At 65.5% G+C, this 22467-nt stretch carries 20 protein-coding genes; 13 read left to right on the forward strand and 7 right to left on the reverse strand.

What is annotated here, in order from left to right; all coding sequences use genetic code 11:
* The first annotated feature begins 5 nt into the window (after nt 1-5).
* From AC4D6D_RS21830 to AC4D6D_RS21860, 7 genes are all read left to right on the forward strand, one after another.
* Nucleotides 6-842 carry a fumarylacetoacetate hydrolase family protein gene (locus AC4D6D_RS21830; protein ID WP_491327615.1) on the forward strand — a complete coding sequence of 279 codons (837 nt, stop codon included), beginning with the start codon at nt 6-8 and terminating at the stop codon, nt 840-842.
* Between the two features lie 94 nt (nt 843-936).
* Entirely contained in the window at nt 937-1761 is an 825-nt protein-coding gene (locus AC4D6D_RS21835; RefSeq protein ID WP_491327616.1) for an IclR family transcriptional regulator, read from the forward strand.
* Between the two features lie 67 nt (nt 1762-1828).
* Nucleotides 1829-2737, forward strand: coding sequence for a LysR substrate-binding domain-containing protein (locus AC4D6D_RS21840; RefSeq protein WP_491327617.1), 909 nt, complete (start codon nt 1829-1831; stop codon nt 2735-2737).
* An 81-nt stretch (nt 2738-2818) separates the two neighbouring features.
* On the forward strand, nt 2819-3715 hold the full coding sequence (locus tag AC4D6D_RS21845) for an SDR family NAD(P)-dependent oxidoreductase (RefSeq protein ID WP_491327618.1): 897 nt from the start codon (nt 2819-2821) through the stop codon (nt 3713-3715).
* 55 nt (nt 3716-3770) lie between these two features.
* Nucleotides 3771-3989, forward strand: a complete 219-nt coding sequence (locus AC4D6D_RS21850; RefSeq protein ID WP_491327619.1) for a hypothetical protein — start codon at nt 3771-3773, stop codon at nt 3987-3989.
* A 97-nt stretch (nt 3990-4086) separates the two neighbouring features.
* Nucleotides 4087-4839 carry a peroxide stress protein YaaA gene (gene yaaA, locus AC4D6D_RS21855; RefSeq protein WP_491327620.1) on the forward strand — a complete coding sequence of 251 codons (753 nt, stop codon included), beginning with the start codon at nt 4087-4089 and terminating at the stop codon, nt 4837-4839.
* The gene (locus tag AC4D6D_RS21860) at nt 4836-5546 is read left to right on the forward strand and encodes an SDR family NAD(P)-dependent oxidoreductase (protein WP_491327621.1); all 711 of its coding nucleotides are present in this window, start codon (nt 4836-4838) and stop codon (nt 5544-5546) included. Before yaaA ends, AC4D6D_RS21860 begins: the two co-directional genes overlap by 4 nt.
* A gap of 14 nt (nt 5547-5560) precedes the next feature.
* Here AC4D6D_RS21860 and AC4D6D_RS21865 read toward each other — a convergent pair whose 3' ends face one another.
* Both AC4D6D_RS21865 and AC4D6D_RS21870 read right to left on the reverse strand, forming a co-directional pair.
* Nucleotides 5561-5824 carry a DUF6356 family protein gene (locus tag AC4D6D_RS21865; protein ID WP_491327622.1) on the reverse strand — a complete coding sequence of 88 codons (264 nt, stop codon included), beginning with the start codon at nt 5822-5824 and terminating at the stop codon, nt 5561-5563.
* A gap of 26 nt (nt 5825-5850) precedes the next feature.
* A complete protein-coding gene (locus AC4D6D_RS21870; RefSeq protein WP_147217204.1) occupies nt 5851-6084 on the reverse strand; it encodes a hypothetical protein in 234 nt (77 codons plus the stop codon).
* A gap of 359 nt (nt 6085-6443) precedes the next feature.
* On the opposite strand from AC4D6D_RS21870, the gene AC4D6D_RS21875 reads away from it, so the two are divergent.
* Both AC4D6D_RS21875 and AC4D6D_RS21880 read left to right on the forward strand, forming a co-directional pair.
* On the forward strand, nt 6444-7727 hold the full coding sequence (locus AC4D6D_RS21875; RefSeq protein ID WP_491327623.1) for a cystathionine gamma-synthase family protein: 1284 nt from the start codon (nt 6444-6446) through the stop codon (nt 7725-7727).
* Between the two features lie 5 nt (nt 7728-7732).
* Nucleotides 7733-9961: a fused MFS/spermidine synthase gene (locus AC4D6D_RS21880; RefSeq protein WP_491327624.1), complete on the forward strand. Its 2229-nt coding sequence runs from the start codon at nt 7733-7735 to the stop codon at nt 9959-9961.
* A gap of 10 nt (nt 9962-9971) precedes the next feature.
* Here AC4D6D_RS21880 and AC4D6D_RS21885 read toward each other — a convergent pair whose 3' ends face one another.
* From AC4D6D_RS21885 to AC4D6D_RS21905, 5 genes are read right to left on the reverse strand one after another with little or no spacing between them, the layout of a single operon-like run.
* Entirely contained in the window at nt 9972-10835 is an 864-nt protein-coding gene (locus AC4D6D_RS21885) for a glucosamine kinase nucleotide-binding domain-containing protein (RefSeq protein ID WP_491327625.1), read from the reverse strand.
* The gene (gene dld, locus AC4D6D_RS21890) at nt 10832-12541 is read right to left on the reverse strand and encodes a D-lactate dehydrogenase (RefSeq protein ID WP_491327626.1); all 1710 of its coding nucleotides are present in this window, start codon (nt 12539-12541) and stop codon (nt 10832-10834) included. Before dld ends, AC4D6D_RS21885 begins: the two co-directional genes overlap by 4 nt.
* A gap of 14 nt (nt 12542-12555) precedes the next feature.
* The gene (locus AC4D6D_RS21895) at nt 12556-13620 is read right to left on the reverse strand and encodes a beta-N-acetylglucosaminidase domain-containing protein (protein ID WP_491327627.1); all 1065 of its coding nucleotides are present in this window, start codon (nt 13618-13620) and stop codon (nt 12556-12558) included.
* Nucleotides 13617-14768 carry an N-acetylglucosamine-6-phosphate deacetylase gene (nagA, locus tag AC4D6D_RS21900; protein ID WP_491327628.1) on the reverse strand — a complete coding sequence of 384 codons (1152 nt, stop codon included), beginning with the start codon at nt 14766-14768 and terminating at the stop codon, nt 13617-13619. Before nagA ends, AC4D6D_RS21895 begins: the two co-directional genes overlap by 4 nt.
* Complete coding sequence (locus tag AC4D6D_RS21905; protein WP_491327629.1) at nt 14765-15823, reverse strand: SIS domain-containing protein; 1059 nt, start codon at nt 15821-15823, stop codon at nt 14765-14767. Before AC4D6D_RS21905 ends, nagA begins: the two co-directional genes overlap by 4 nt.
* Before the next feature lie 118 nt (nt 15824-15941).
* Here AC4D6D_RS21905 and AC4D6D_RS21910 point away from each other — a divergent pair, with 118 nt between their 5' ends.
* From AC4D6D_RS21910 to AC4D6D_RS21925, 4 genes are all read left to right on the forward strand, one after another.
* Entirely contained in the window at nt 15942-16799 is an 858-nt protein-coding gene (locus tag AC4D6D_RS21910; protein WP_491327630.1) for a protein phosphatase 2C domain-containing protein, read from the forward strand.
* Nucleotides 16799-17905: an anhydro-N-acetylmuramic acid kinase gene (locus AC4D6D_RS21915; protein WP_491327631.1), complete on the forward strand. Its 1107-nt coding sequence runs from the start codon at nt 16799-16801 to the stop codon at nt 17903-17905. The genes AC4D6D_RS21910 and AC4D6D_RS21915 overlap by 1 nt, the downstream gene beginning before the upstream one ends.
* 159 nt (nt 17906-18064) lie before the next feature.
* Nucleotides 18065-20788 carry a TonB-dependent receptor domain-containing protein gene (locus AC4D6D_RS21920; RefSeq protein ID WP_491327632.1) on the forward strand — a complete coding sequence of 908 codons (2724 nt, stop codon included), beginning with the start codon at nt 18065-18067 and terminating at the stop codon, nt 20786-20788.
* A gap of 110 nt (nt 20789-20898) precedes the next feature.
* Nucleotides 20899-22464 carry a sodium:solute symporter gene (locus AC4D6D_RS21925; protein WP_491327633.1) on the forward strand — a complete coding sequence of 522 codons (1566 nt, stop codon included), beginning with the start codon at nt 20899-20901 and terminating at the stop codon, nt 22462-22464.
* The last annotated feature ends 3 nt before the right edge of the window (nt 22465-22467 follow it).

A 22467-nucleotide genomic window follows, 5' to 3' on the forward strand; every position in this document is an offset into this window, starting at 1 on the left:
GGACAGTGAAACTAGTGAGGTTCGGTGAGGCGGGGCAGGAACGGCCTGGTATCCTCGATCGCGAAGGCCGGATCCGGGATCTCTCGCAGCACGTTGCGGATATCGCGGGCGAAGCATTGACGCCGCTAGGCCTTGCGGCTCTGCGCAGCCTCGATCCGGAGAGCCTGCCGCTCGCTCCCGAAGGTGCGCGGATCGGGCCGTGCGTCGGGCGGGTCGGTAAATTCGTCTGCATCGGTCTCAACTACCGCGATCATGCGCGCGAAAGCGGCATGGCGATCCCGGCCGAACCGGTGGTGTTCAACAAGTGGACGAGCGCAATCTGCGGGCCGAACGACGATATCGTGAAGCCGCGCGGTTCCGACCGGATGGACTGGGAAGTCGAACTGGGCGTCGTCATCGGCAAGGGCGGCGTCTACATTTCGCAGGCCGATGCACTCGATCATGTCGCGGGCTACTGCGTGGTCCACGATGTCTCCGAACGCAGCTTCCAGTTCGATCGCGGCGGCACCTGGGACAAGGGCAAGGGCTGTGACACCTTCGGCCCGCTCGGCCCCTGGCTGGTGACGCCGGACGAGGCTCCGGCGTTGGACGACATGCGGCTTTGGCTGGAAGTCGACGGCGAGCGGGTGCAGGACGGCACCACTGCGGAGATGATCTTCCCTGTGGCGGATATCATTGCGCACCTCAGCCAGTTCATGAGCCTTCAGGCCGGCGACGTAATCTCGACCGGCACGCCTGCCGGGGTCGGCCTGGGCTTCGATCCGCCGCGCTTCCTGTCGGCGGGCAATGTCGTGCGCCTGGGCATCGAGGGCCTCGGCGAACAGCGTCAACGCGTCGTGTAGGCGGGCTGAGCAGGACTATGCGCGGCGAACCGATCGCCGCGCGTCTCTCGGGTCAACGTTGCGGAGGGCGGGTATCGTGGCTAGTGGCCGATCCATGAGGACATCTCAGCCAAAAGGGGCAGAACCACCAGCAGCAGGCGAAGCTTCGGCAAAGCGTGCCTATTCCGCGCCTGCCCTCGAAAAGGGTATCGAGATACTCGAACTTTTCGCGCGCGATCCCGACGGCCTGACCATCAGCGAGATCGCGCATCGGCTGAAGCGCTCTATCAGCGAGGTGTTCCGCATCATCATCGTGATGGAGCGGCTGGGCTGGCTGCGCAAGGATCCGGCCAACGACCGCTACTCTGTGTCCTACCGCGTGCTCGACGTCGCCTTTCGCGCGACCCCGGCGCATACGCTGAGCAATGTCGCCGCGCCGGTCATGCATCAGTTGTCGATCGACACGAACCAGTCTTGCCACCTCGTCGTCCGTACCGGCGCCGCCGCGACGGTCATCCACCGGCAGGAAAACACCGGGGCGGTGGGTTTCGGGATCAGGTTGGGTACGGTCGTCGACATGATGACGAGTTGCTCGGGACATGTCCTGCTCGCTTTCATGTCCGAGGAACGCCGTGCCGCCGCACTCGCAGAACTGCCGGGGGCCAGCGCGGCAAGCCTGCGCCGACTGGAAAAGCAGCTCGAAGCGGTTCGCGGCCAGGGCTTCGAAATGCAGCCGAGTGCCCGCGTGGCTGGCGTCACCGACATCAGCTTCCCGGTCTTCGGCTTCGACGGCAGTGTCAGCGCCGCGCTGACACTGCCGTTTTTGGTGACGATCGACGGCTCGCAGCGGGCCGACCGCGACGAGACGCGCCGGATGCTGGGGGAAGCCGCCCGGCAGATTTCCGAGGGTCTTGGTTGGATTTGCCCCTCTTCCGACTAGGAGGCGGAGCGGATCGCTGTCCATCAAGCGGCTGAGGGTCGCTCACGCTCGCGAATATGGAAATGATATGGTGCACGAAGTCCGACACGACTTGCCGCGTATGGAACTGCGCCTGCTGCGCCAGTTCGTTGCAGTTGCCGAGGAACTCCATTTCACGCGGGCGGCGCAGCGGCTGGCGATGTCGCAACCGCCGCTTACGGCGGCGATCCGGCGGCTGGAGGAGGAAGTCGGCGCGACCCTGATCGAGCGCGGCCGCAAGACGGTAAGGCTTACCCATGCAGGAACCGTGCTGCTGGACCGGGCCAAGCGCCTGCTGCGGGCTGCCGACGAGGCGCTGACCGCAACACGCGACGCTGCCGCGGGCAAGCGCGGTACGGTGCGGCTCGGCTATGTCGGCAGCGCCATGTACGGGCGCCTGCCCGAAGCCTTGCGCGCATTCCGGCGAAGCCACCCCGATGTCGTGGTGGATTTGCATGAAATGACCACGGTGACCCAGATTGACAGGCTGCGTGCGGGCGAACTCGATCTGGGAATAGTGGTCCCTCCGCTCTGGGATATAGCGGGTCTGCAAATGACCGCCTTCGACCGGGACCGGCTCGCCATTGCGCTGCCGGCGGGGCACCCGCTTGCCGCGGCGGCAACGGTCGCGGTCGGAGATCTGGCGCGGGAGCCGTTCATATGCTGGCCCCGCCTTCAGGGACCGGGCTTCCACGATCAGGTCATGCGCCTCTGCGGAGACGCCGGGTTCACGCCGAGGGTCGTGGAGGAGGCACACGGCATGCATACCGTGCTCTCGCTGGTCGCGGTGGAGGCCGGGGTGGCGATCGTGCCGGAGAGCATGAAGCAAGTTCGTGCGGCGGAGATCGTCTATCGCCCGATCTGCGGCGATGCAGCCTGTTTCGATCTCCTGCTCTGCCGCCCGGCCGGAGAAACCGCACCTGCTGCAGCAAGGCTGGAGGACGTCCTGCGACGATAGGGAATTCCTATCACGGCGTGATATCATCGATATTGGACCTGCCTGTTCGCCCGCGTCATCTGGCCGCCGAGGAGGCCGCAGATGATCGATTTCTCGGGACGTATTGCTTTGGTGACCGGTGGCGGAAGCGGCCTTGGCCGGGCTTATGCGAAGGCGCTTGCCTTGCGAGGCGCGACGGTGATCGTGCAGGACAGCGGCACCGGATCGGACGGTCAAGGCGAAGACCCTATGGTCGCGGCGAGCGTTGCGGCTGAAATCGTGACGGCCGGCGGGCGCGCCGACGCCGAGCCTCGGCCGATCTCGACGCGCGCGCAATGCCGCGACATCGTTACGGAGATCGCCGCGCGGCACGGCGGTCTCGACGTGGTGATCCACAATGCCGGTTGGGTCGGATATCAGACGATCGAAAACCTGGAGCCGGACTTCCACGAGCGGATGATGCGCCTGGCGGTCGATACGCCGCTATGGCTGGCGCAGGCGGCATGGCCCTTCATGCGCGAAGCCGGTTTTGGGCGGATCCTGCTGACGACGTCCGACCGGGCCATCTATCCCGAATATGCGCAGGATGGATTGGTATCCTATGCGGCGGCGAAGATGGGGGCGATCGGTATCGTCAACGTGCTGGCCAGGGAGGGCGCGCCGCACGGGATCGGCGTGAACGCGATCTCTCCGGTCGCCAAGACCCGCATGTGGGGCGTCGAAGGGGAGCCGGACGAATTGCGGCCGGATGCCGTGGCACCGGGAGCGCTCTATCTGGTTTCTGCCGATTGCATGGCAAGCGGCTGGGTGATGCGGGCGTCGAACGGCCAGTTCGTCGCGACCCGGGCGCGGGAAGCCGAGCATGTCGCCTATCCGCGCGATCTTGTGGCAGTTCGCGCGGATACGCCGGAGGAGGTTGCGAAGACATGGTCGGCAATTGCGGTTGATGATCCGGAGCTTCGCTGGCATTCGCTGGCTCGGCAGGTCGCAAGAGACTGAATTCGAAAACAGATATTTTCTCAGGAGATAAATTATTCAAAAGGTTGTGCAAGTCGTGCTCGTCGTTCTGATTGCGGCGACGGTGATGTTCGGCGGACGTTGGTACATGTACGTCGCGCAAGGCGAGAGCCCCTATGACGAAGTGGGTATCGCGCTGAACGGCTATATGCCCGGTCCGCTGCGGACCTGGGGTTGCCACAAGCTGCAATCCCGCTTCGCGAACCAGCTGCCGCCTTATGGATGCGGCAGCGACGACGGTCGTAGCTGGATCTGATTCGGTTTCCGCTCGGCCCGTCCTGTCATCGGGACAGGACGGGCCGACATAGGGTGCCGGTTTGACGCAGCCTTTGGTGCTCGCTACCGCCGCTGCGATGATCGTTCTCCTGTCTCCCGCCAAGACGCTCGACTTCGAGCGCGTTCTGCCGCCCCTCGACGTTTCCACGCCGCACTTCGCGGAAGAAGCGGCCGGTCTCGCCCGTTCCGCCGCGAACCTGACGCAGAAGCGGCTGTCGGAGCTGATGCATATCTCTCCGCGCCTCGCCAAGCTGAATGCCGACCGCTTTCGCGACTTTCCCGAACTCCCCGAAAGACCCGCGCTCTTCGCTTTCGCGGGCGATGTTTACACCGGGCTGGAAGCACATACGCTGGATGAAGCCGGAGTGGCTTTCGCGCAGGACCATGTGCGGATGCTCTCGGGCCTCTACGGGCTGCTGAAGCCGCTCGATGCGATCCGGCCCTATCGTCTGGAAATGGGCACGCGCTGGGCACCCCGGCACAAGTGCCTGACCGACTGGTGGGGCGACCGCATCGCCGCTTTCCTGCGCGCCGAGCTTGTAGAGGAGGGATCGGGCGTGATCCTCAACCTCGCTAGCCAGGAGTACTACGCCGCTGTTGCCGGGAAGCTGCCGGGCGTGCGGGTGATCGATGTCGATTTCCGCGAACCCGGCCCGAATGGCCCGCGCTTCATCAGCTTCAACGCCAAGCGCGCGCGCGGCATGATGGCGCGCTGGATGTGCGAGCACCATGTCACCGATGTCGAGGCGATGCGTGGTTTCGACAGCGACGGCTATCGCCTCGATCCCGAGGCCAGCGAACCCGACCGCTGGCGCTTCACCCGCGCATGAATGGCTCTGGCCGATCCTCTGCCGTCATCATCGGAGCCTCCGGCGGGATCGGCGGAGCCTTCGAGGCGGCGCTGATCGAGGAGGGCGCTTTCGACGTCGTTCATGGCTTCGCACGCTCGCGCAGCGGCGCCCAGCATCTCGATCTGCTCGATGAGGCGAGTATCGAAGCCGCCGCCGCGCATGTCGCCAAGGGGCCGCCGCCGACGTTGGTGATCGTGGCAACCGGGCTGCTTCACGAAAGCGCTTCAGGCCCCGAGAAAGCGCTGCGCGATCTCGATCCGGCTTGGCTGGCGAAAGTCTATGCCGTCAATGCGATCGGACCGGCGCTGGTGGCGAAGCATTTCCTGCCGGTCATGCCGCGCACCGGCCGGGCAGTGTTCGCGGCGCTTTCGGCAAGGGTAGGGTCGATCACCGACAACCGGCTCGGCGGATGGCATGGCTATCGGGCGTCGAAGGCTGCGCTCAACATGATCGTGCGTAATCTGGCGATCGAGGAACGTCGCCGCAACGATCGGGCGATCGTGGTCGCGCTGCATCCCGGTACTGTCGATACCGCGCTGTCGCGCCCGTTTCAGGGCAACGTCCAGGCGGGGCGCTTGTTCGACGCCGAGCGCGCTGCACTGCAACTGCTCGACGTGATCGAGGACCTGAAAGTCCCCGACAGCGGCAAGCTGTTCGATTTCGAAGGCAAGGAAATTCCGTTCTGACGCCTTTCGAGGCGTCAGATCTCGTATTCCGGCTGCCACCATCCCAAGGGCTTTGTCTCCACTTTCGCCGCGCCGGACTGGCGCCGCGTCATCTCGCCGTGGAGCTTGCGGATCATGTCGCTTCCGGCATGGGTGAGCAGGCCGGGCACGAACCCGTGGATGATCGTGCCGATCCCGGCGACGATCATCCGCAGGCCGAAGCTGCTCGCGACGACCCAATGCTGCGTGTAGCTTTCATCCACGGTTCGCGGATGGTCGACGAACAGACGGTTGAACATCGTGGTCGCTCCGGAACAGGAGAAAGTCAGGCTGTCGGCGGATAGGGATGGCGGCCGAAGACCCAGCGGGTCTCGGGGCTGTCATGGCCGTCGAGCAGCAGCACTTTCGCTTCGTGGCCGTTCATGCCGACCTGATGCGCGGCGTCGATCGCCCGATTGAGCGCAGCGCGCTGCGTTTCGAAGGCGGCCAGGAAAACGCCGTGCAGGCTCACTGCCCAGTCGAGACCTTTGCGGACGACGTGAAAATCGCTTTGAGGCATGGGTCCATACTCCCCTTCTTGCTTTGGTGACGATCCCCGGCCGTAAGGGGGAATCGATGGTTTCCAATCAGAGTGCTCTTGGCATCGGCGATTTCAAATTACATTCTCAACTTATTTAATTGACAATCTCCGTCAAGAGGAAAATTTCCGGACTGGCGGGTGAAGGGCGACGAACGGGCTTTTCCATGCGACGGAGCGGTGCGGGCGCGGTGGAGGGCGTTCGTTTCCGCTCGCGATCCATCGCAATTATCCATTTGAGATCGAGGGAATATCGATAGAATTTTGCGCATCTTTGCGTTCCCGCCCGCCGCGATTTGGCGTAGCCTGCCGAAATCACAGCCATATCCTGGGAGACGGAAATGACGGCACCGCGCGAGAGCAAGACGGCTATCGGCGAGCACAGGCTCCACCCCGACACATTGATGTTGAACTACGGTTACGACCCGCTTCTCTCGGAAGGCGCGGTGAAGCCGCCGGTCTTCCTGACGTCCACTTTCGTGTTTCCGACGGCGGAAGAAGGGCGCGATTTCTTCGACTACGTGGCGGGCCGCAAGGAGCCGCCGCCGGGGCAAGGGCGTGGCCTCGTCTATTCGCGCTTCAATCACCCCAACAGTGAGATCGTCGAGGATCGCATGGCGATCTATGAGGACGCCGAAGCCGGCGTCGTGTTCTCGTCGGGCATGGGCGCGATCACCACGACCATCCTGACGTTCGCGCGCCCCGGCGATGTCATCCTGCATTCGCAGCCGCTCTACGGCGGCACCGAGACATTGCTGGCGAAGACGTTCGCCAATCTGGGCATCAAGGCGGTCGGTTTCAGCGACGGACTCGACGAAGAAGCCGTGCTGGCTGCAGCGAAGGCTGCTGCCGCGCAAGGGCGGATTTCGCTCGTGCTGATCGAGACGCCTGCCAATCCCACCAACAGTCTCGTCGATATCCGGCTGCTGAAGCGCGTCTGCGATGCCATCGGCGAAGAGCAGGGACATCGCCCGCTGCTGGTCTGCGACAATACACTGCTCGGTCCGGTCTTCCAGCATCCGTTGCGGCTTGGGGCCGATATCTCGCTCTATTCGCTGACGAAATATGTCGGCGGCCATTCCGACCTCGTTGCCGGGGCGGCGCTGGGTTCGGCCAAGCTGATGCGCGAGGTGCGCCTGCTGCGCAGCGCGATCGGCACGCAGCTCGATCCCCATAGCTGCTGGATGCTCGGCAGGTCGCTGGAAACGCTGGGCCTGCGGATGGAGCGGGCCAATGCCAATGCAGCGGCGGCGGCGGAGTTCCTCCAGGCCCATCCCAAGGTAGAGCGGGTCGCCTATCCGCCGCTTTATCCGGCAGGTTCACGGGAAGCGGAGGTGTTCGCCGCTCAGTCGACCGGAGCGGGATCGACGTTTTCGTTCGATATCGTCGGCGGTCAGCCTGCGGCGTTCCGGTTCCTCAATGCGCTGCAGATCTTCAAGCTGGCCGTCAGCCTCGGCGGCACCGAGTCGCTGGCCAGCCATCCGGCGACGACCACCCATTCCGGCGTCCCTGTCGAAGTCCGCGACCGGATCGGCGTGCTGCAATCGACCATCCGCCTTTCGATCGGCATCGAGCATCGCGATGATATCGTCGCCGATCTCGCCCAGGCGCTGGAGGCAAGCTGAGTTAAGTGAAGGCCGATGTAAAATCCGGCGGAGCGGCGCGCGGCCTGTTCGTCGCGACCATCCTCGTGGGCAGCTTCCTGCTGTTCCTCGTGCAGCCGATGGTGGCGCGCATGGCGCTGCCACGGCTCGGCGGGGCGCCGAACGTCTGGAACAGCGCGATGCTGGTCTATCAGGCGCTGCTCTTGGCAGGATATGCCTATGCCCACCTGCTCTGGCGATGGCCGGTGCGGCGGCAGGCGGTAATCCATCTGCTGGTCCTGCTGGCGGCCGGGGTGACGCTGCCCGTGGGCCTTACCTCCATGGCGCAGCCCACGGGACTACCCGAAGTCCTGTGGGTGCCGCTGCTGCTGGGCCTGAGCATAGGGCCGGTGTTCTTTGCCGTTTCCGCGCAGGCACCGCTGATGCAGCGATGGTTCGCCGCCGATCCCCGCGCAGGGCAGCCCTGGGCGCTCTACGCGGCTTCCAACCTCGGCAGTTTCGCGGGGCTGCTGGCCTATCCGCTGCTCGCCGAGCCGCTGCTGAGCTTGCGCCAACAGAGCATGGGCTGGTCGGCGGGCTTCGCATTGCTGGTACTTCTGGTCCTGCTCGCCGCCATGACCCGCCGGAATCTTCCCGCCGTTTCGGTCGTGGCGGACAAGCAAGAGCAGGATGAGCGGATCGGTTGGCGACGGGTGACGCTATGGCTGCTGCTTTCGGCCGTGCCTTCGGGCCTGATGCTCTCGACGACGACCCACCTCACCACCGACATCTTCGCGATGCCGCTGCTATGGGTCATCCCGCTGGGCCTCTATCTGCTGAGCTTCGTCGTCGCCTTTGCCGACCGGCGCGGCGCATGCATGGCCGTGACCCATATCGCCCCGGTCTTTGTTCTGTTCGCGGGCAGCTATGCCATGCTGTCCAACGGATCGGGCACGCTGTGGGTCGCCGGAGGCGCATGCCTCATGCTGTTCTGCATCGCGACGGCGCTGCACGGACGGCTCTACGACTTGCGGCCGGGCGCTGCGCACCTGACGCATTTCTATCTGGTGATGTCCGCAGGCGGCGCGCTGGGCGGGCTGTTCACGGCCCTGATCGCACCGCTGGTGTTCGACTGGGCCTGGGAACACCCCTTGCTGGTCCTCGCCGCCGCGCTGCTGATGCCACTGGCACCGCTGCTGCGCTGGCATGAGAGCGAGGGCATCGAACCGGGTATGGCGCGCGTTGCGCTCGTGCTGTTGCTGGCCTTCGCGGTATTCCTCGGATGGCAGCTTGACCAATATGCCCTGCGACCGGAAGATGGACTTGCCGCGGTTCTCCTTACCGTCTTCCTAGTCGCGACCGGGGTGATGCTCATGGCGTGGCGGGCCGGTTTCATCGCGGTGCTGACGATCGCGATGATCGCACAAGGCGGCATCTGGACGATCCGTTCTACACTGGCAGGAGAGCGGACGCGCAGCTACTTCGGCATCTACACTGTACGCGATACCGCCGAGGGCACCTTGCGCACTCTGGCGCACGGCACCACCCTCCACGGCGAGCAGTCGCTGCAACCCGGCCGCTCGCGCGATGCGCTGACCTATTACGGCCCGACTTCCGGCGTTGCCCTTGCCCTGAAGGCCGCGCCCCGGATCGAGGGGGCTGGAGCGCGTGTCGGTGTCGTCGGCCTCGGTACCGGCTCGCTCGCCTGTCAGGCCGTGCCGGGACAGCACTGGACTTTCTTCGAGATCGATCCGGTCATCCTCCGCTTCTCGACGAGCGGGCGCTTCACCTTCCTGCGCGACTGCGCGCCGGACGCGCGCGTAGTCCTGGGCGATGCACGACTGGAACTGACGCGCCTCCCCGCAAACGCCTTCGACGTGCTGGTGATCGACGCCTTTTCCAGCGATGCGATCCCGGTGCACCTGCTGACGAAGGAAGCCTTGCAGGTCTATGCCCGCGCGCTGACCCCGCGCGGCCTGTTGCTGCTGCACATCTCAAACCGCTATATCGACCTCGCGCCGGTCGTCGGCACCAATGCCGCGGCGAGCGGTCTCAAGGCGATCTCGCGTCTCGATCGGCCGCTCGACACCGATTACTACACACCGTCGCGCTGGATTGCCCTTTCGCGCGATCCGGAGGTCCTGGAGCAATTGCTTGGACAGACCCCGGACGCCCCGTGGATCCGGCTTGAAGAGCGTGCAGCCAAGCCGTGGACCGACGATTACGCCTCGATCCTGCCTTATGTGCGGTGGGACCGCCTGACCGGAAGCCCGTGACCGGTGAACGTCAGGCGGGCGCGAACCCCGCCAGACGCAGTGCTCCGTCGAGGGAATCGCCGAGCGCCGGGCTAAGCCGCTCGACCGTGCGCGAGCGCAGCCAGGGCTGCATGCGCGGGGCCAGCCCGCCGACGAGCGTGCAGCGCGTGGCGCCGCGCTCGAAGATCGTCTCGATGAAGCGCTCGATATGGCCCGCAGCATGTTCGACGATGGAGCGGGCGATGGCGTCGTCGGCTTCGGCATAGTCCATCACCAGCGGGGCGAAAGTGCCGTAATCGCGCGGGGTGGCGTGGTCCATCCAAGCGATGGCCTGTGCGGTGTCATGCTCGAAGCGTTCGGTCACGGCGGCGCTGAGCGGGGTCTTGCGGGTGCGTCCGTCCAGCGCGCGCAAGGCGTGGCGCATGGCCGAAAGCCCGAGCGCGGCGCCGCTGCCCTCGTCCGAGATCGGGAAGCCGTAGCCGCCGATGGTGAAGTCCCGGCCATCGACACGAACCTGGGCGGCGCTGCCGGTGCCGATGATGAGGATCGCGCCGTCCTGTCCGCCGTGGGCGCCGAGGTTGGCGATCTGCGCGTCGGTCGCGTAGTTGACCGAGGCGAAGCCGAAGTCGAGGTCCGCCAGCGCGTCGCGCACGCCGGGGCGGGTGATCCCGGCGATGCCCATGCCTGCATGGATGGCCGCGCGCTGTGCGGTGTCCAGTCCGGCTTCGGCGACGGCCTGATCGACCGTGTCCTTCAGGGTCTCGTAGAGCGCATCCATGCCGATGCGGGCATTGGCGGTGCCGGACTTGCCGTTCCCGATGACGGTGCCCTGCGCGTCGACGAGCCGGGCGCGGCAATTGCTGCCGCCTGCGTCGATGCCGAGGTAGTAGGTCATGGGTGTTCTCCGTGGGACCCGGTCCAGTTGCGGCCACGGGGGGTATGGCCGATGCCGGGGTTGAGCTGGTTGCGCGGGTCGATCTCGCGGTAGAACTGGGCGAGTTCGGGCCGGGCGATATAGAGGTGGCCGACGTTGTGCTCGGCGGGATACTGCGCGCCGCGCGCGTCGAGCAAGGCCCAGAGCGCATGTTCGAAAGCGAGCGGGTCGGTGCCTTTCTTCACGATATAATCCTGGTGGAACACCTGGCAGAAGAAGTGGCCGTAATAGAGCGTGTGGATCGTTCGCGCGGCGAGATCGGCAGGGAGGCGCTCCACCCATTCGCGGTTGTTGCGCGGCAGGGCCACGTCGAGCGCGACGATATCCTCCACGTCGTCGCGGTGTACCGCACGATAGCGCACCGCCGCACCTGCCGCCACGAAGCGGTGGAGGAAGGCCTTGGCGCCTTCCTGTGCGGTGCATTCGAAATGATCGCCTTGCGCACCGCCGGGGAACAACTCGCCGAGCAGCTTGCGGGCTGCTTCCACCTGGTCGCGGGGGACTTTCAAGATCAGGTGATGGTCGAAGCGCCTGCGATAGTCGCGCATCCGGGCCGGCAGGTGATCGGGAATGAACTTGCTCGACCATTGCATCAGCCGGTCGCTGAGACCGCTGCCGAACATCCCGTCGAAGCGCGATTTCGCCGCGAAGAGGGCGGGCAGGCGATCAGTGCCGAGACGCTCGATCGCGAAGAACATGTCGCGCCCGTAGCGGTCGGCCACGTCGAAGGCCTCGGCGTGCATATATTCGCCCGCGATCGGCAGAGTGTCGAAATCGCGCAGCATCGTGCGGCGCAGCTCGGTCAGCCGGTCCGGCTCGGTCGTGCCGATGTAGAAGGTGGTGGTCTCGTCCTCGCGCGCGAAAGTGTCGAGGCGGACGGCGAAGACGATCAGCTTGCCCGCGCTTCCGGCGGCCTCGAACAGGCAGCGGGGGTCGGCGTTGAAGCGGGCGGGGACCTCGCTGTCGATGTCGCGGACATGGTCGGCGTAGCTATGGTCGTGCGCCCACTTGTCGCTCGCCGGATCGATGTCGGCTTCGGTATATTGTTCGAGGTCGAGCCGGGCCAGCATGCCTTCCGGATCGTCGCCCAGATCGATGCCGAGGTGGTTGAACAGGCGCAGCGTGCCGTCGTCCCGGACCTGCGCATAGAGCGCGAGCTGGGTATAGGCCGGGCCGCGCCGGATCAGCGAGCCGCCCGAATTGTTGCAGACCCCGCCGACCACCGAAGCGCCGAGGCAGGAGGAGCCGATGACCGAATGCGGCTCGCGCCCGAAGGGACGCAGCGCCTGCTCCAGTCTGTAGAGCGTCGTGCCCGGAAAGCAGAGCACCTGCTCCCCGCGCCGGATCACCTTGAGCGCCGAAAGCCGGGTGGTGCTGACGATGACGAGGCCGCCGGGATAGTCGTCCCCGTCGGGGGTCGAGCCGCCGGTCAGCCCTGTGTTCGATGCCTGCATGATGATCGACACGTCCGCCGCCACGCAGGCCTGCACCGTGCGCCACAGTTCGACCAGGCTGCCGGGACGCGCCACTGCGATGGCCGGGCCTTCGCCTGTGCGATAGCCCTTGCGGAACCGGGCGGTCGCGCGCGGCGAGGTCAGCACGTTGCGCTTGCCCACGGCCGAACGGAGGGCGGTCAGAAGCGCGGGGTTCCCTATCGTCGTTGCCATGGCTCTCGTCCCGGTTACTGGGTCTGGACCTCGTCGTCGGTCATCAGGTCCGAGCCGTCCAGCCAGCGCAGGATTTCGCGGGCGGCGGGATGGTCGATGCCTTCGTAGCGTGCCCGCAGACGGTCTGCGCGGGCGCCGAGGCGCTCGTAGCCCACGTCTTGAAGCGCCGGAAGGTCCTGTTGCAACAGCTGCGTGAATTCCGCGCCGAGCAACTTGCGCGAAGCTGCATGGAAGGCCGCGCCATAGGCGTAGTGCTCGCCCTGCGCATAGACCATCGGCAGGGAGATCGCCGGAATGCAGCCGAGGTGCGCCTGGATCGCAGGGTTGATCGCATGGCCTGTGACATGGTCGGCAATGGCCGCCGGTCGTCCGGTGAAGGCGCGAAGGTGCAGGAAGCGCGACATCCGCGCGCCGTCGTTGACCGGCCAGTTGTCCCAGAGGCAGACCTTGCGGCCCAGTTCGCCCGCGACCCGTGCGAGATGGGCGGGGCCGATCTCCTTTGCGCAGACTTCCTCGCCCGTCCAGTAGACCTGCACGGCGGGGTCGAGCAGCCGCCCGAGCTTGCCGAGATAGTCCGCCGGGCGGTCCGCGAAGACGAGGTCCAGCACCGGATCGTCCGAATAATAGGTCGGGCAGGTATAGACCTGCGTGGCCTTGGTCAGACCGGCGCAGAAATTGACGACATCGGCTTGCCGCTCGGCCAGTTCGGGCATGTCGCCGCGCAAGTCGTCGAAGAGCACGGCGAGGTCGTCGATGCCGATGGCGTCGAGTTCCGCGACCCGGCGAGCAAGATCGGCGCGGGCCGTGCCATCGAAGGGATGGGTGGAGCCGACCGGGGTGATCGCCATGCCGAAGCGCATACCCGCCGCGCGGCACTCGGCGGATAGCCGGGCCAGTGCTTCGGTCTGCGCGGCATCGTGCGGCCTGCGCCATTCGCGGCGCAGCGAACGGTCGGCCTTGGGGCCGTAGTGGTAGAAGCCGTAACCCGCCTCGGCGAGCGTCTTCACCACGTAACTGCGCTCGGCTTCGCTCCAGATGCGGCCGAAGCGACCCTCGATAAGGCCGAGATCGGGTGTCATTCCGGGTAATCCTCCCGCGAACCGGCAATCCATGTCGAGCGGACCAGACGATCCTCGCCCAGATGGACGAGGTCGGCGCGCAGGCCCGGCGCGATGGCCCCGGTCTCATGGTCGAGCCGCAGGAAGCGGGCCGGGTTGCCGCTCGCCATGCGCGAGGCGGTGACGATATCGCAGCCGATCATGTCCATCGCATTGCGCAGGGCCTGCACCATGGTCAGCGCCGAGCCCGCCAGCGTGCCGTCGGGACCGGTGCATTTGCCGTTCTCGACCCCGATCTCCTGTCCCATGAGCGTGAAGCGGCCGAGCGTCCCCCCCACCGGCGGCATGGCATCGGTGACGAGCATGATTCCCTCCTCGCCGCGCGCCGAGAGCGCGACGCGCATGGAGGCGGGGTGGACGTGGAAGCCGTCGGCGATCAGGCCGAAGTGACCGTCACGGTCCTCCAGCGCGGCGCCGACCATGCCGGGATCACGGCTGAGGAACTGCGTCATCGCATTGAACAGGTGCGTGAAGCCGACAAGTCCTTCGGCCAGCGCCGCGCGGGTCTGGTCGTAGTCGGCAAGGCTGTGCCCGGCGCAGACGAGAACGCCCGCGTCGGTCAGCGCGCGCACCGTTCCTTCAGGCGCGAGTTCCGGCGCGAGCGTGACCACCCGGCGCCCTCTTGTCGGCGTCGAAAGCCGGGCAAGGACTTCGGCGTCCACCCGCGAGAAGCGATTCTGGTCGTGGATGCCCTTCTTCGCGGCATTGAGGTGCGGGCCTTCGATATGAAGCCCGAGCACGCCCGGCACACCTGCTTCCAGAGCGGCCTCACCCGCGGCGAGGGCGGCTTCGACTACCTCGGGATAGTCGCTGATGAGGGTGGGCAGCAGGCCGGTGGTGCCGTAGCGGCGATGCGCGCGGGCGATGGCGCGAATGCCCTCGATGCTGGGCATGTCGTTGAACAGCACGTCGCCGCCGCCATTGACCTGGGTGTCGATGAAGCCCGGCAGCAGGTAGCCGCCGTCAAGCGGCTCGATACGGCAGCCTTCGGGCAGGGCAGCCGGCGCAGCGAGGCCGAGGATGCGCGTTCCGTCGAGTATCAGCGCCTGATCCTCGACAACGCGGTCGGCCAGGACCACGCGCGCTCCGGCGAGGGCGGTCAGGGTCATAGCGTGCGGGTCACCTTGTTGAGATGCGGCGGGTTGTCCGGATTTCGGCCGCGCGCCAGCGAGAGAGCCTCGGCCAGGCCGTAGAAGCTCTGGATCTGGGCAATGGCGCCGAGTACCGGATGAACGTCGGTCTGCAAGGGCAGTACCAGCGCTGCCGGTTCGACATCTTCCGCCAGTCCGGCAGCGATGACTTTCGCGCCGCGTGACGCGAAATCTTCCAGACGCTCGCGCAGGCCCGTGCGGGCGACGTCGAGCGGGGCCAGAACCAGCACTGGATCGCCTTCGCCCACCAAGGTCATCGGGCCGTGGGCGACTTCCGCGCTGCTGAAGGCCTCGGCGTGGAGGCTGGAAGTTTCCTTCAGCTTGAGCGCGGCTTCACCGGCAATGGGGAGAGTGGGGCCGCGTCCCAGCACCAGCATCTCCTCGGCGCCCTTCAATAGGTCCACCGCCACGGTCCAGTTGGCTTGGGCCGCTGCTTCCAGCACCTCGCCCGTAGTCTCCAGAGCCGTCAGCAACGCCTCGTCCTGGCTCCATTCGGCGACGAGATGGGCGAGGGCGACCAGGGTGCAGACGAAGCTCTTGGTTGCGGCCACGCTGGTTTCCGGTCCCGCGTGAACCGGGATCACGATCTGGGCGAGGTCCGCGAGCGGTGACTCGGCATCGTTCACCACCGCAATCACCAAGGCGCCCTTCTCGCGCGCATCTTGCGCTGCGGCGAGCAGATCGGGACTGCGACCGGACTGCGAGATCGCGATCAGCGGAATGCCTGCGAACTGCGGCGAGGTAGCATGATAGAGCGATCCCACCGAAGGCGCGTGGCTAAGCGTCGGGACGCGGGCATGCGTTTCCAGCAGGAACTTGGCGAAGGCCGCCGCCTGGTCGGAGCTGCCGCGTGCCAGCGTCGCTGCAAAAGGCGGCGCGAGTTCGCGAAGTTGCCGTCCCGCCTCGCGGACGAGATTGGCATTGCGGCGAAGCTGCTCGGCACAGCGCGCGGGCGCCTCATGCGCTTCGCGGGACATCCGGGTGCCCGGAGCATTCGGTGTGGCCTTGGTCATGCGAGTGACAGATACCAGTTTCATTTTTTGGCACAAGTGGCATTAAAGTGGTTTTATGAATCTCGCACTTCATGATACCGGTCTTGTCCAAGCAGGAGTCGCGTCAAGGGAGAAGACGATGCTCAGGATCGAGATTGCCGCCTCCGATGGTCAGAGTGAAGTCAACGAGGACTGCGTCGGCCACCAGGGCGATGCGGCATGGGTCATCGACGGCGCGACAGGACTTGGTACCGCACTTCTCGATGCGCCGAGCGATGCCGCCTGGCTCGCGCGAACGGCCAATGAATTTCTTGTGAAAATATTGGCTAAACAACCGAAAATTCCGACAGTGGAACTCCTCCGCAGCGTGATGACCCGCTGTGGGGAAGCATTCGCGAGCCAGCAGGTCAGACCTGCTGCGGGAGTGCACGAACATCCCTCCGCCGCCTTTGCGATGGTGCGCATCTTGGAAGGTGCGGCGGAATTCACGACCTTGGCCGATTGCCGAATTGCCGCATCCGAACCCGGTCGGGAGCCGCGATTGTTCGGCAGTTCCGCACTCGATGCCATCGAGGCGCGGACGATCGCATCGATGAAGGCGATTCTGGCGGAGGAGGGCGATCTCGGTCCGGACGCACTCAAAGCACGGCTGCTGCCGGGACTTCGCGAGAACCGCAGGCTGATGAATCGCGAGGGCGGCTATTGGGTTCTCGGCACCGAACCGGCTGCGGCGGATCATCTCTGGCAATGGCGCATGCCGGTGCGTCCGGGGCAACGCTTTGGGATCGCCAGTGACGGTTTTCTGCGCCTTGTCGAACTGTTCGCGGCGGCGACGCCCGCCGAATTGCTTTCCATTTCCGGGCCTGATGATTGGGCGCACTGGCTGAAGCGCCTGCGCGAGTTGGAAGGCGAGCCGGATTCGCTGCATCGTTTTCCGCGCGTGAAGCCGCGTGACGATGCCAGCCTTGTTGTCTGTAGCTGGGAGAATGCACGCTGATGCTGGTCATGGGGTATATGAGCGGGACTTCGCTCGACGGCGTCGACGTGGCGGTGCTGGAAACCGACGGAGAGCGGATCGATGCCTTCGGCTCTTCGGCGATGATCGCGTTCTCGGCAGCGGAGCGGGCGGCGCTGGAGAAAGCGACGCGGGACGCACTCGCCTGGGAAGGGCTGGGCGAGGAGCCGCTTTCGTTCGGCCTTGCTGCCGAGGTGATCGAGGCGGCACACTTGCGTGCCGGGCGCCATGTCATCGAGAGGCTCGGCCGCTTGCCCGATCTGGTCGGTTTCCATGGCCAGACGCTCCTGCATCGGCCGGAGCGCAAGCTTTCGGTGCAGATCGGAGATCCGCAGGTCATCGCCGACGGGCTGGGCGTTTCGGTGGTGGCGCAGATGCGTCAGGACGATCTGCTGGCGGGCGGGCAGGGCGCTCCGCTGGTGCCGGCCTATCATGCTGCTTTGGCGGAGAAGATCGGCCTCGGCGGGCCTATGGCTTTTCTCAATCTCGGCGGCGTTGCGAACCTCACCTGGATCGGTGCGGACGGGGCACTGATGGCCTGCGATACCGGGCCGGGGAATGGCCTGATCGACCAGATCGTGCAGGCCCACGGCGCCGGTCGCTACGACGACGGCGGGCGCATCGCGGCAGCTGGAACGGTCGATCGGGCGGTGCTGGCGGACTTGCTTTCCCATCCGCATTTTCGGGGAGAAGGCCCGAAGTCTCTTGACCGCTACGATTTTCCACTCGAATGGGCCGAGGCCTGCTCGCTGGAGGATGCGGCGGCGACGCTGACGGCGTTTACCGCCGAAGCCGTTGCCGTGACTGCCCGCTTCCTGCCGCAGGCCCCGAAAGTCTGGGTAATCTGCGGCGGAGGGAGTCACAATCCCACGCTCATGAAAGCCCTGTGCGAGCGGCTTGGCGATTGCCGCACGGCGGATGAGGTTGGACTCAGGAGCGATTTCGTCGAGGCGGAGGCGATGGCCTTTCTGGCAGCCCGCAGCCTGCGCGGCCTGCCACTGACCTTCCCCGGCACGACCGGGGTATCGCGCCCGCTAACCGGCGGGACGATCTGGCGGCCGGAAACGGCATGTGCCGAATTGGTCTGATCGAGCTGCAACGCAATACCACCATTTACATACCACACCTTTACATATCCATGACAGGTATGCATGGTGCAGCGGTCTGCAAAGGGCATGCCGTCGAGTCTTCGGGTCGCACCAAACCACGACGGAACAGAGTTCAGGGAAAGTTAGTGAGGAAGTCTAATGGTTAAGTCTCAACGACACACCGTGGCTATGGCGGCGCTTGCCATCGCCCTTTCGCAAGTACCGGGCACAGCCTTTGCGCAATCGGCCCCGGCGGAAGATACCAATGCGAGCGCGGATATCGTCGTCACCGGCACCCGCATCGCGGTTCCCGGCCTGACGTCGAGCAGCCCGGTCGCCTCAACCGGCGAGGAGCAGATCAAACTCCAGTCGGCGCTGACGGTTGAAGACTTCTCCACCAAGATCCCGCAGCTTTCCGGCGGCGTGCGCCAGGGTTCGCAGGGCAGCGACGCATTCGGCGCCCAGGTCTTGGAACTGCGCAACTTCGGCCAGAGCCGCTCGCTCGTCCTCATCGACGGCACCCGCGCGACCCCGTTCAGCTTCCGCAACTCGGCCGACGTCAATGCGATCCCGGCCTCGCTGATCAAGCGCGTCGACGTGCTGACGGGCGGCGCCGCTGCCGTTTATGGCGCGGACGCCGTGGCCGGTGTCGTCAACTTCATCCTCAACGATGAATTCGAAGGCATTCGCGGCACGGCTACCAGCCGCTTGTCCGAACATGGCGGCGCGCAGTACGGCGGTTCGCTGATGGTCGGCACCGGCCTCGGCGATCGCGGCCACATCGTCATTGCAGCCGACTATACCCAGCGCGACCTGATCCGCGCGGGTCAGCGCGACTGGGCGGAAACCCCGAACCAGACGATCCCCAGCATCGGCGGCGTCTTCACCGACGTGGCCAGCGGCCGCAAGTTCGGCTTCACCGACAGCGGCGACTTCACCACGAACCCTTCGACCACCTCGAACATTTCGAGCAGCTACCCGCTGATCTCGCCGCTCAAGCGCATCAACGTCGCAGCCCTGTTCAAGTATGAGATCACCCCGCAGGTCGAAATCTACGGCCGCGCGATGTATACCAATTCGCGCACGCAGGAGACCGGCACTCCCGGCGCCACCCCGGCCTCGGTCAACCGCACGGTCTCGATCAGCGAGAGCAATCCCTACCTCACCGACGATATCCGCAACCAGCTAACGTTCGTGAACGGCACGGCGCGCGTGAACGTCTCGCGTTCGCTGGCGGAACTCGGCCTCATCAACTACGAGACCGAGCGCAACACCTTCCAGTTCCAGACCGGCCTGCGCGGCCCGGTAACCAATGCGGTCAAGTGGAACTTCTATGCCCAGTACGGGCGCTCGACCGAGAACACGCTGATCACCGGCGATGGTCTCGTCACCAGCCCCACGGGTGCGAACAACTTCGATTCCATCGTCAACAGCGTCGATATCTTCGGCCCGAACCAGACCGAGCTGGCCGATGCGCTGGGCAGCTCGATCCAGGGCTTCAACCGCAAGCGCGACCAGTTCGTGACGGCGGCGACCCTGAGCGGCACGCTGGAGGAGCTGTTCTCGCTCCCCGCCGGTCCGATCGGCTTCGCGGTCGGCGTCGAGTATCGCCGCGAGACCGCCAGCATCGGTCAGGACACTGCGCTCCTGACCGGCAATACCTATCGTCAGGGCGTGCAGGCGGCCTATAGCGGCTCGTTCGACGTCAAGGAACTCTACGGCGAAGTCCTCGTCCCGGTGCTCCGCGACCTGCCGCTGATCCGCAAGCTCGACGTGGGCGGCGCCTACCGTCTGTCGGACTACAACATGTTCGGCACCCACGGCACCTGGAAGGTCGAGGGCAACTGGGAAGTCGATCGCAACCTGCGTTTGCGCGGCACTTACCAGCGCGTCCTGCGCACGCCGAACTTCGGCGAGTTCGCGGCGGGCATGTCCTCGCTGCCGTTCAGCAATCTCGTCACCGTCGACCGTCTGAAGCCGCGTTACGGCGGCGACCCTTGCGTGCTCGGCACCGGCGATGCCGCCCAGTGCGCCCGTTTCGGCGCGCCTGCGGTGGGTTCGGCCAATTCCAATGCGGCCAGCTACCTGACCGGCAACTACTATTACGGCGGCAACCCGGACATTAAGCCGGAGACCGGCTATACCACGACGCTCGGCGCGGTGTTCACCCCGACGTTCCTGCCGGGCCTCAACCTGACCGTGGACTGGTACGAGCTTGACCTGCGCGGCGCCGTGGGCGTGATCCAGCCGATCGCGGCGATCACCAGCTGCTACGTCACCAACCCGACCGCCGGCAATCCGCTGTGCTCGCTGGTGACCCGCAATGCGGACGGCACCTTCAAGGACGCCTTCGTCAACAACCAGAACCTCGGCCGTCTGCTCCAGCGCGGTTTCGACATCTCGGCCAGCTACACGCTGCATCCAGAGTTCCTGCTGGGCACGGGCGTACGCCTCGCCTATCAGGGCAATATCGTCACTTCCTACCTGATTCAGGCGAACTCGACCGTTTCGGCAGTGCAGTGCAAGGGCACTTTCGGCGCCACCTGCTCCAGCGACGGCACCACCCTCGTCCAGCCCGACTATCGCCATACCGTCGGCCTCTCCTGGCTGTTCGACAAGGGCGTGATCCAGTTCGACTGGCAGCGCATCGGCAAGGTGAAGTCGAGCACGGTCGGCTCGACCGAGACGATCTCGGCCCAGAACACCTTCGACCTCTCGGCCTCCTACGAGTTCACCGACGCGATCACTTTCAGCGCCGGTATCTACAACCTGTTCGACAAGAAGCCCCCTCATGTGTCGTCGGGCGGTGTCTTCAACACCTTCCCCGACACCTATGACATTCTCGGACGCACGATCGGCTTCTCGCTGACCGCGCACCTCTGAGGATAACCCACCCTGCGCGGCGCCCGGTCAACCTCCTCCTCCGACCGGGCGCGCGCTTTTTTGTCAGGCCCTGAAGACCGTTTTCAGGGCCGGGGACGGAGACGAATTCGATGACGCTGCCTTTCTCGATGGCGGACTGGCTGGTAATCGCCGCCTACCTGCTGCTGCTGGTCGCGGGAGGCTGGATCTTCACGCCGCGCAAGACCGAGTCCGCGCATGACTACTTCCTGGCAGGCAGCAGCGTTCCGGCCTGGCTCGCGGCGATTTCGGTGCTGTCAGCCACCCAGTCCGCAGCCACCTTCCTGGGCGGGCCGGACTACGGCTATCACGGCGACCTGACCTATCTCAGCGGCAATATTGGCGGGTTGATCGGCGCGATCTTCGTCGCCCACGTCATGATCCCGCGCTTCTACGCCATCAAGGCGACGACCGCCTACGAACTGCTGACCCTGCGCTTCAGCGAGAAGGCGACGCGCTGGGCAGGGGGCATGTTCCTGGTCGGGCGCGTCTTCGCAGGCGGTGCGCGGGTCTATCTGGCGGCCATCGCGCTGGCCATGGTCATTACCGGCACGGTCGAGGCGCAGGGCATCATGATCGCCGCCGCCGTGCTCATCGTGGCGAGCGTGTTGTTCACTTTCGTCGGCGGGCTCAAGTCGGTGCTCTGGAACGACCTCATCCAGTTCGTGGTCTACCTGGGATCGGCGATCGCGGTGCTGGTGTTCCTGCGCCTCTCGATCCCGGCCTCCACCGGTGAGATCATCCAGGGTCTCGCCCATACGCCCGAGGGCGTGAACAAGCTGAAGTTCTTCGATTTCTCGATGGACCTCTCGCGTCCCTTCTCGATGCTGGCGATCGTGCTCGGCCTGTCGCTGCTCTACATCGCCAATGCCGGGATGGACCAGGACACCACGCAGCGCCTGCTGGCCTGCAAGGACGCCAAGACCGGTGCGCGCGGTCTCTATCTTTCAGTCTTCGCGACGCTGCCGGTGGTGGGCATGTTCATCGTCATCGGCCTGCTGCTCTACGTTTTCTACGATCGGCCGGACCTGATGGGCGGCGCTACCGCTGCTGCCGGGAGCCAGTTCGGCGGCGAGAAGATCAGCATCTTCATGCACTATATCCTCACCCAGCTCCCCGGCGGCCTGCGCGGGCTGGTGACGGTGGGAATCTGCGCGGCGGCTGTCGCCACCACGAACTCGGCGCTCAACGCCATGTCGTCGGTGCTGGTGCAGGACTTCTATCGCCCCTGGCGCGAGAAGCGCGGCACTACGGCCCCCGAGCATCACTTCGTTTCGGCCGGGCGCGTGGGCATGGGCCTGATCGGCTTCCTGATGTTCGTGATGGCCGTGGTTTCGTTCTACTGGCAGCGCTACACCGACATGGGCCTGCTGGAATTCGCCCTGCAAGTGATGGTGTTCACCTATGCCGGACTGCTCGGCGTCTATTTCACCGCCCTGTTCACGGCGCGCGGCACGACGAATTCGGTCATCGCCGCTCTGCTCATCGGTTTCGTCACAATTCTGTTGCTTCAGCCGGGCATTGCCCATGTCATCGGCATGCCGAGCGCGCTGAGCAGCCTTTCGTTCCCCTTCCAGCTCTGCATCGGCACGGTTGTCGCCTTCGCGGTCTGCGCGGCGCCTGCCGGATACGGCAAGCTCATGGCTCCGGCCGAATAACGA

It is taken from the genome of Novosphingobium sp. BF6, from assembly GCF_058273105.1.

What these genes read in the sequence shown, in the direction of transcription:
- AC4D6D_RS21835 (WP_491327616.1), top strand. Translation starts at nt 937, where the DNA reads ATGAGGACATCTCAGCCAAAAGGGGCAGAACCACCAGCAGCAGGCGAA.
- yaaA (WP_491327620.1), top strand. Translation starts at nt 4,087, where the DNA reads ATGATCGTTCTCCTGTCTCCCGCCAAGACGCTCGACTTCGAGCGCGTT.
- AC4D6D_RS21860 (WP_491327621.1), top strand. Translation starts at nt 4,836, where the DNA reads ATGAATGGCTCTGGCCGATCCTCTGCCGTCATCATCGGAGCCTCCGGC.
- AC4D6D_RS21875 (WP_491327623.1), top strand. Translation starts at nt 6,444, where the DNA reads ATGACGGCACCGCGCGAGAGCAAGACGGCTATCGGCGAGCACAGGCTC.
- AC4D6D_RS21895 (WP_491327627.1), bottom strand. Translation starts at nt 13,620, where the DNA reads ATGACACCCGATCTCGGCCTTATCGAGGGTCGCTTCGGCCGCATCTGG.
- nagA (WP_491327628.1), bottom strand. Translation starts at nt 14,768, where the DNA reads ATGACCCTGACCGCCCTCGCCGGAGCGCGCGTGGTCCTGGCCGACCGC.
- AC4D6D_RS21840 (WP_491327617.1), top strand. Translation starts at nt 1,829, where the DNA reads ATGGTGCACGAAGTCCGACACGACTTGCCGCGTATGGAACTGCGCCTG.
- AC4D6D_RS21905 (WP_491327629.1), bottom strand. Translation starts at nt 15,823, where the DNA reads ATGACCAAGGCCACACCGAATGCTCCGGGCACCCGGATGTCCCGCGAA.
- dld (WP_491327626.1), bottom strand. Translation starts at nt 12,541, where the DNA reads ATGGCAACGACGATAGGGAACCCCGCGCTTCTGACCGCCCTCCGTTCG.
- AC4D6D_RS21870 (WP_147217204.1), bottom strand. Translation starts at nt 6,084, where the DNA reads ATGCCTCAAAGCGATTTTCACGTCGTCCGCAAAGGTCTCGACTGGGCA.
- AC4D6D_RS21910 (WP_491327630.1), top strand. Translation starts at nt 15,942, where the DNA reads ATGCTCAGGATCGAGATTGCCGCCTCCGATGGTCAGAGTGAAGTCAAC.
- AC4D6D_RS21845 (WP_491327618.1), top strand. Translation starts at nt 2,819, where the DNA reads ATGATCGATTTCTCGGGACGTATTGCTTTGGTGACCGGTGGCGGAAGC.
- AC4D6D_RS21865 (WP_491327622.1), bottom strand. Translation starts at nt 5,824, where the DNA reads ATGTTCAACCGTCTGTTCGTCGACCATCCGCGAACCGTGGATGAAAGC.
- AC4D6D_RS21915 (WP_491327631.1), top strand. Translation starts at nt 16,799, where the DNA reads ATGCTGGTCATGGGGTATATGAGCGGGACTTCGCTCGACGGCGTCGAC.
- AC4D6D_RS21925 (WP_491327633.1), top strand. Translation starts at nt 20,899, where the DNA reads ATGACGCTGCCTTTCTCGATGGCGGACTGGCTGGTAATCGCCGCCTAC.
- AC4D6D_RS21920 (WP_491327632.1), top strand. Translation starts at nt 18,065, where the DNA reads ATGGTTAAGTCTCAACGACACACCGTGGCTATGGCGGCGCTTGCCATC.
- AC4D6D_RS21885 (WP_491327625.1), bottom strand. Translation starts at nt 10,835, where the DNA reads ATGACCTACTACCTCGGCATCGACGCAGGCGGCAGCAATTGCCGCGCC.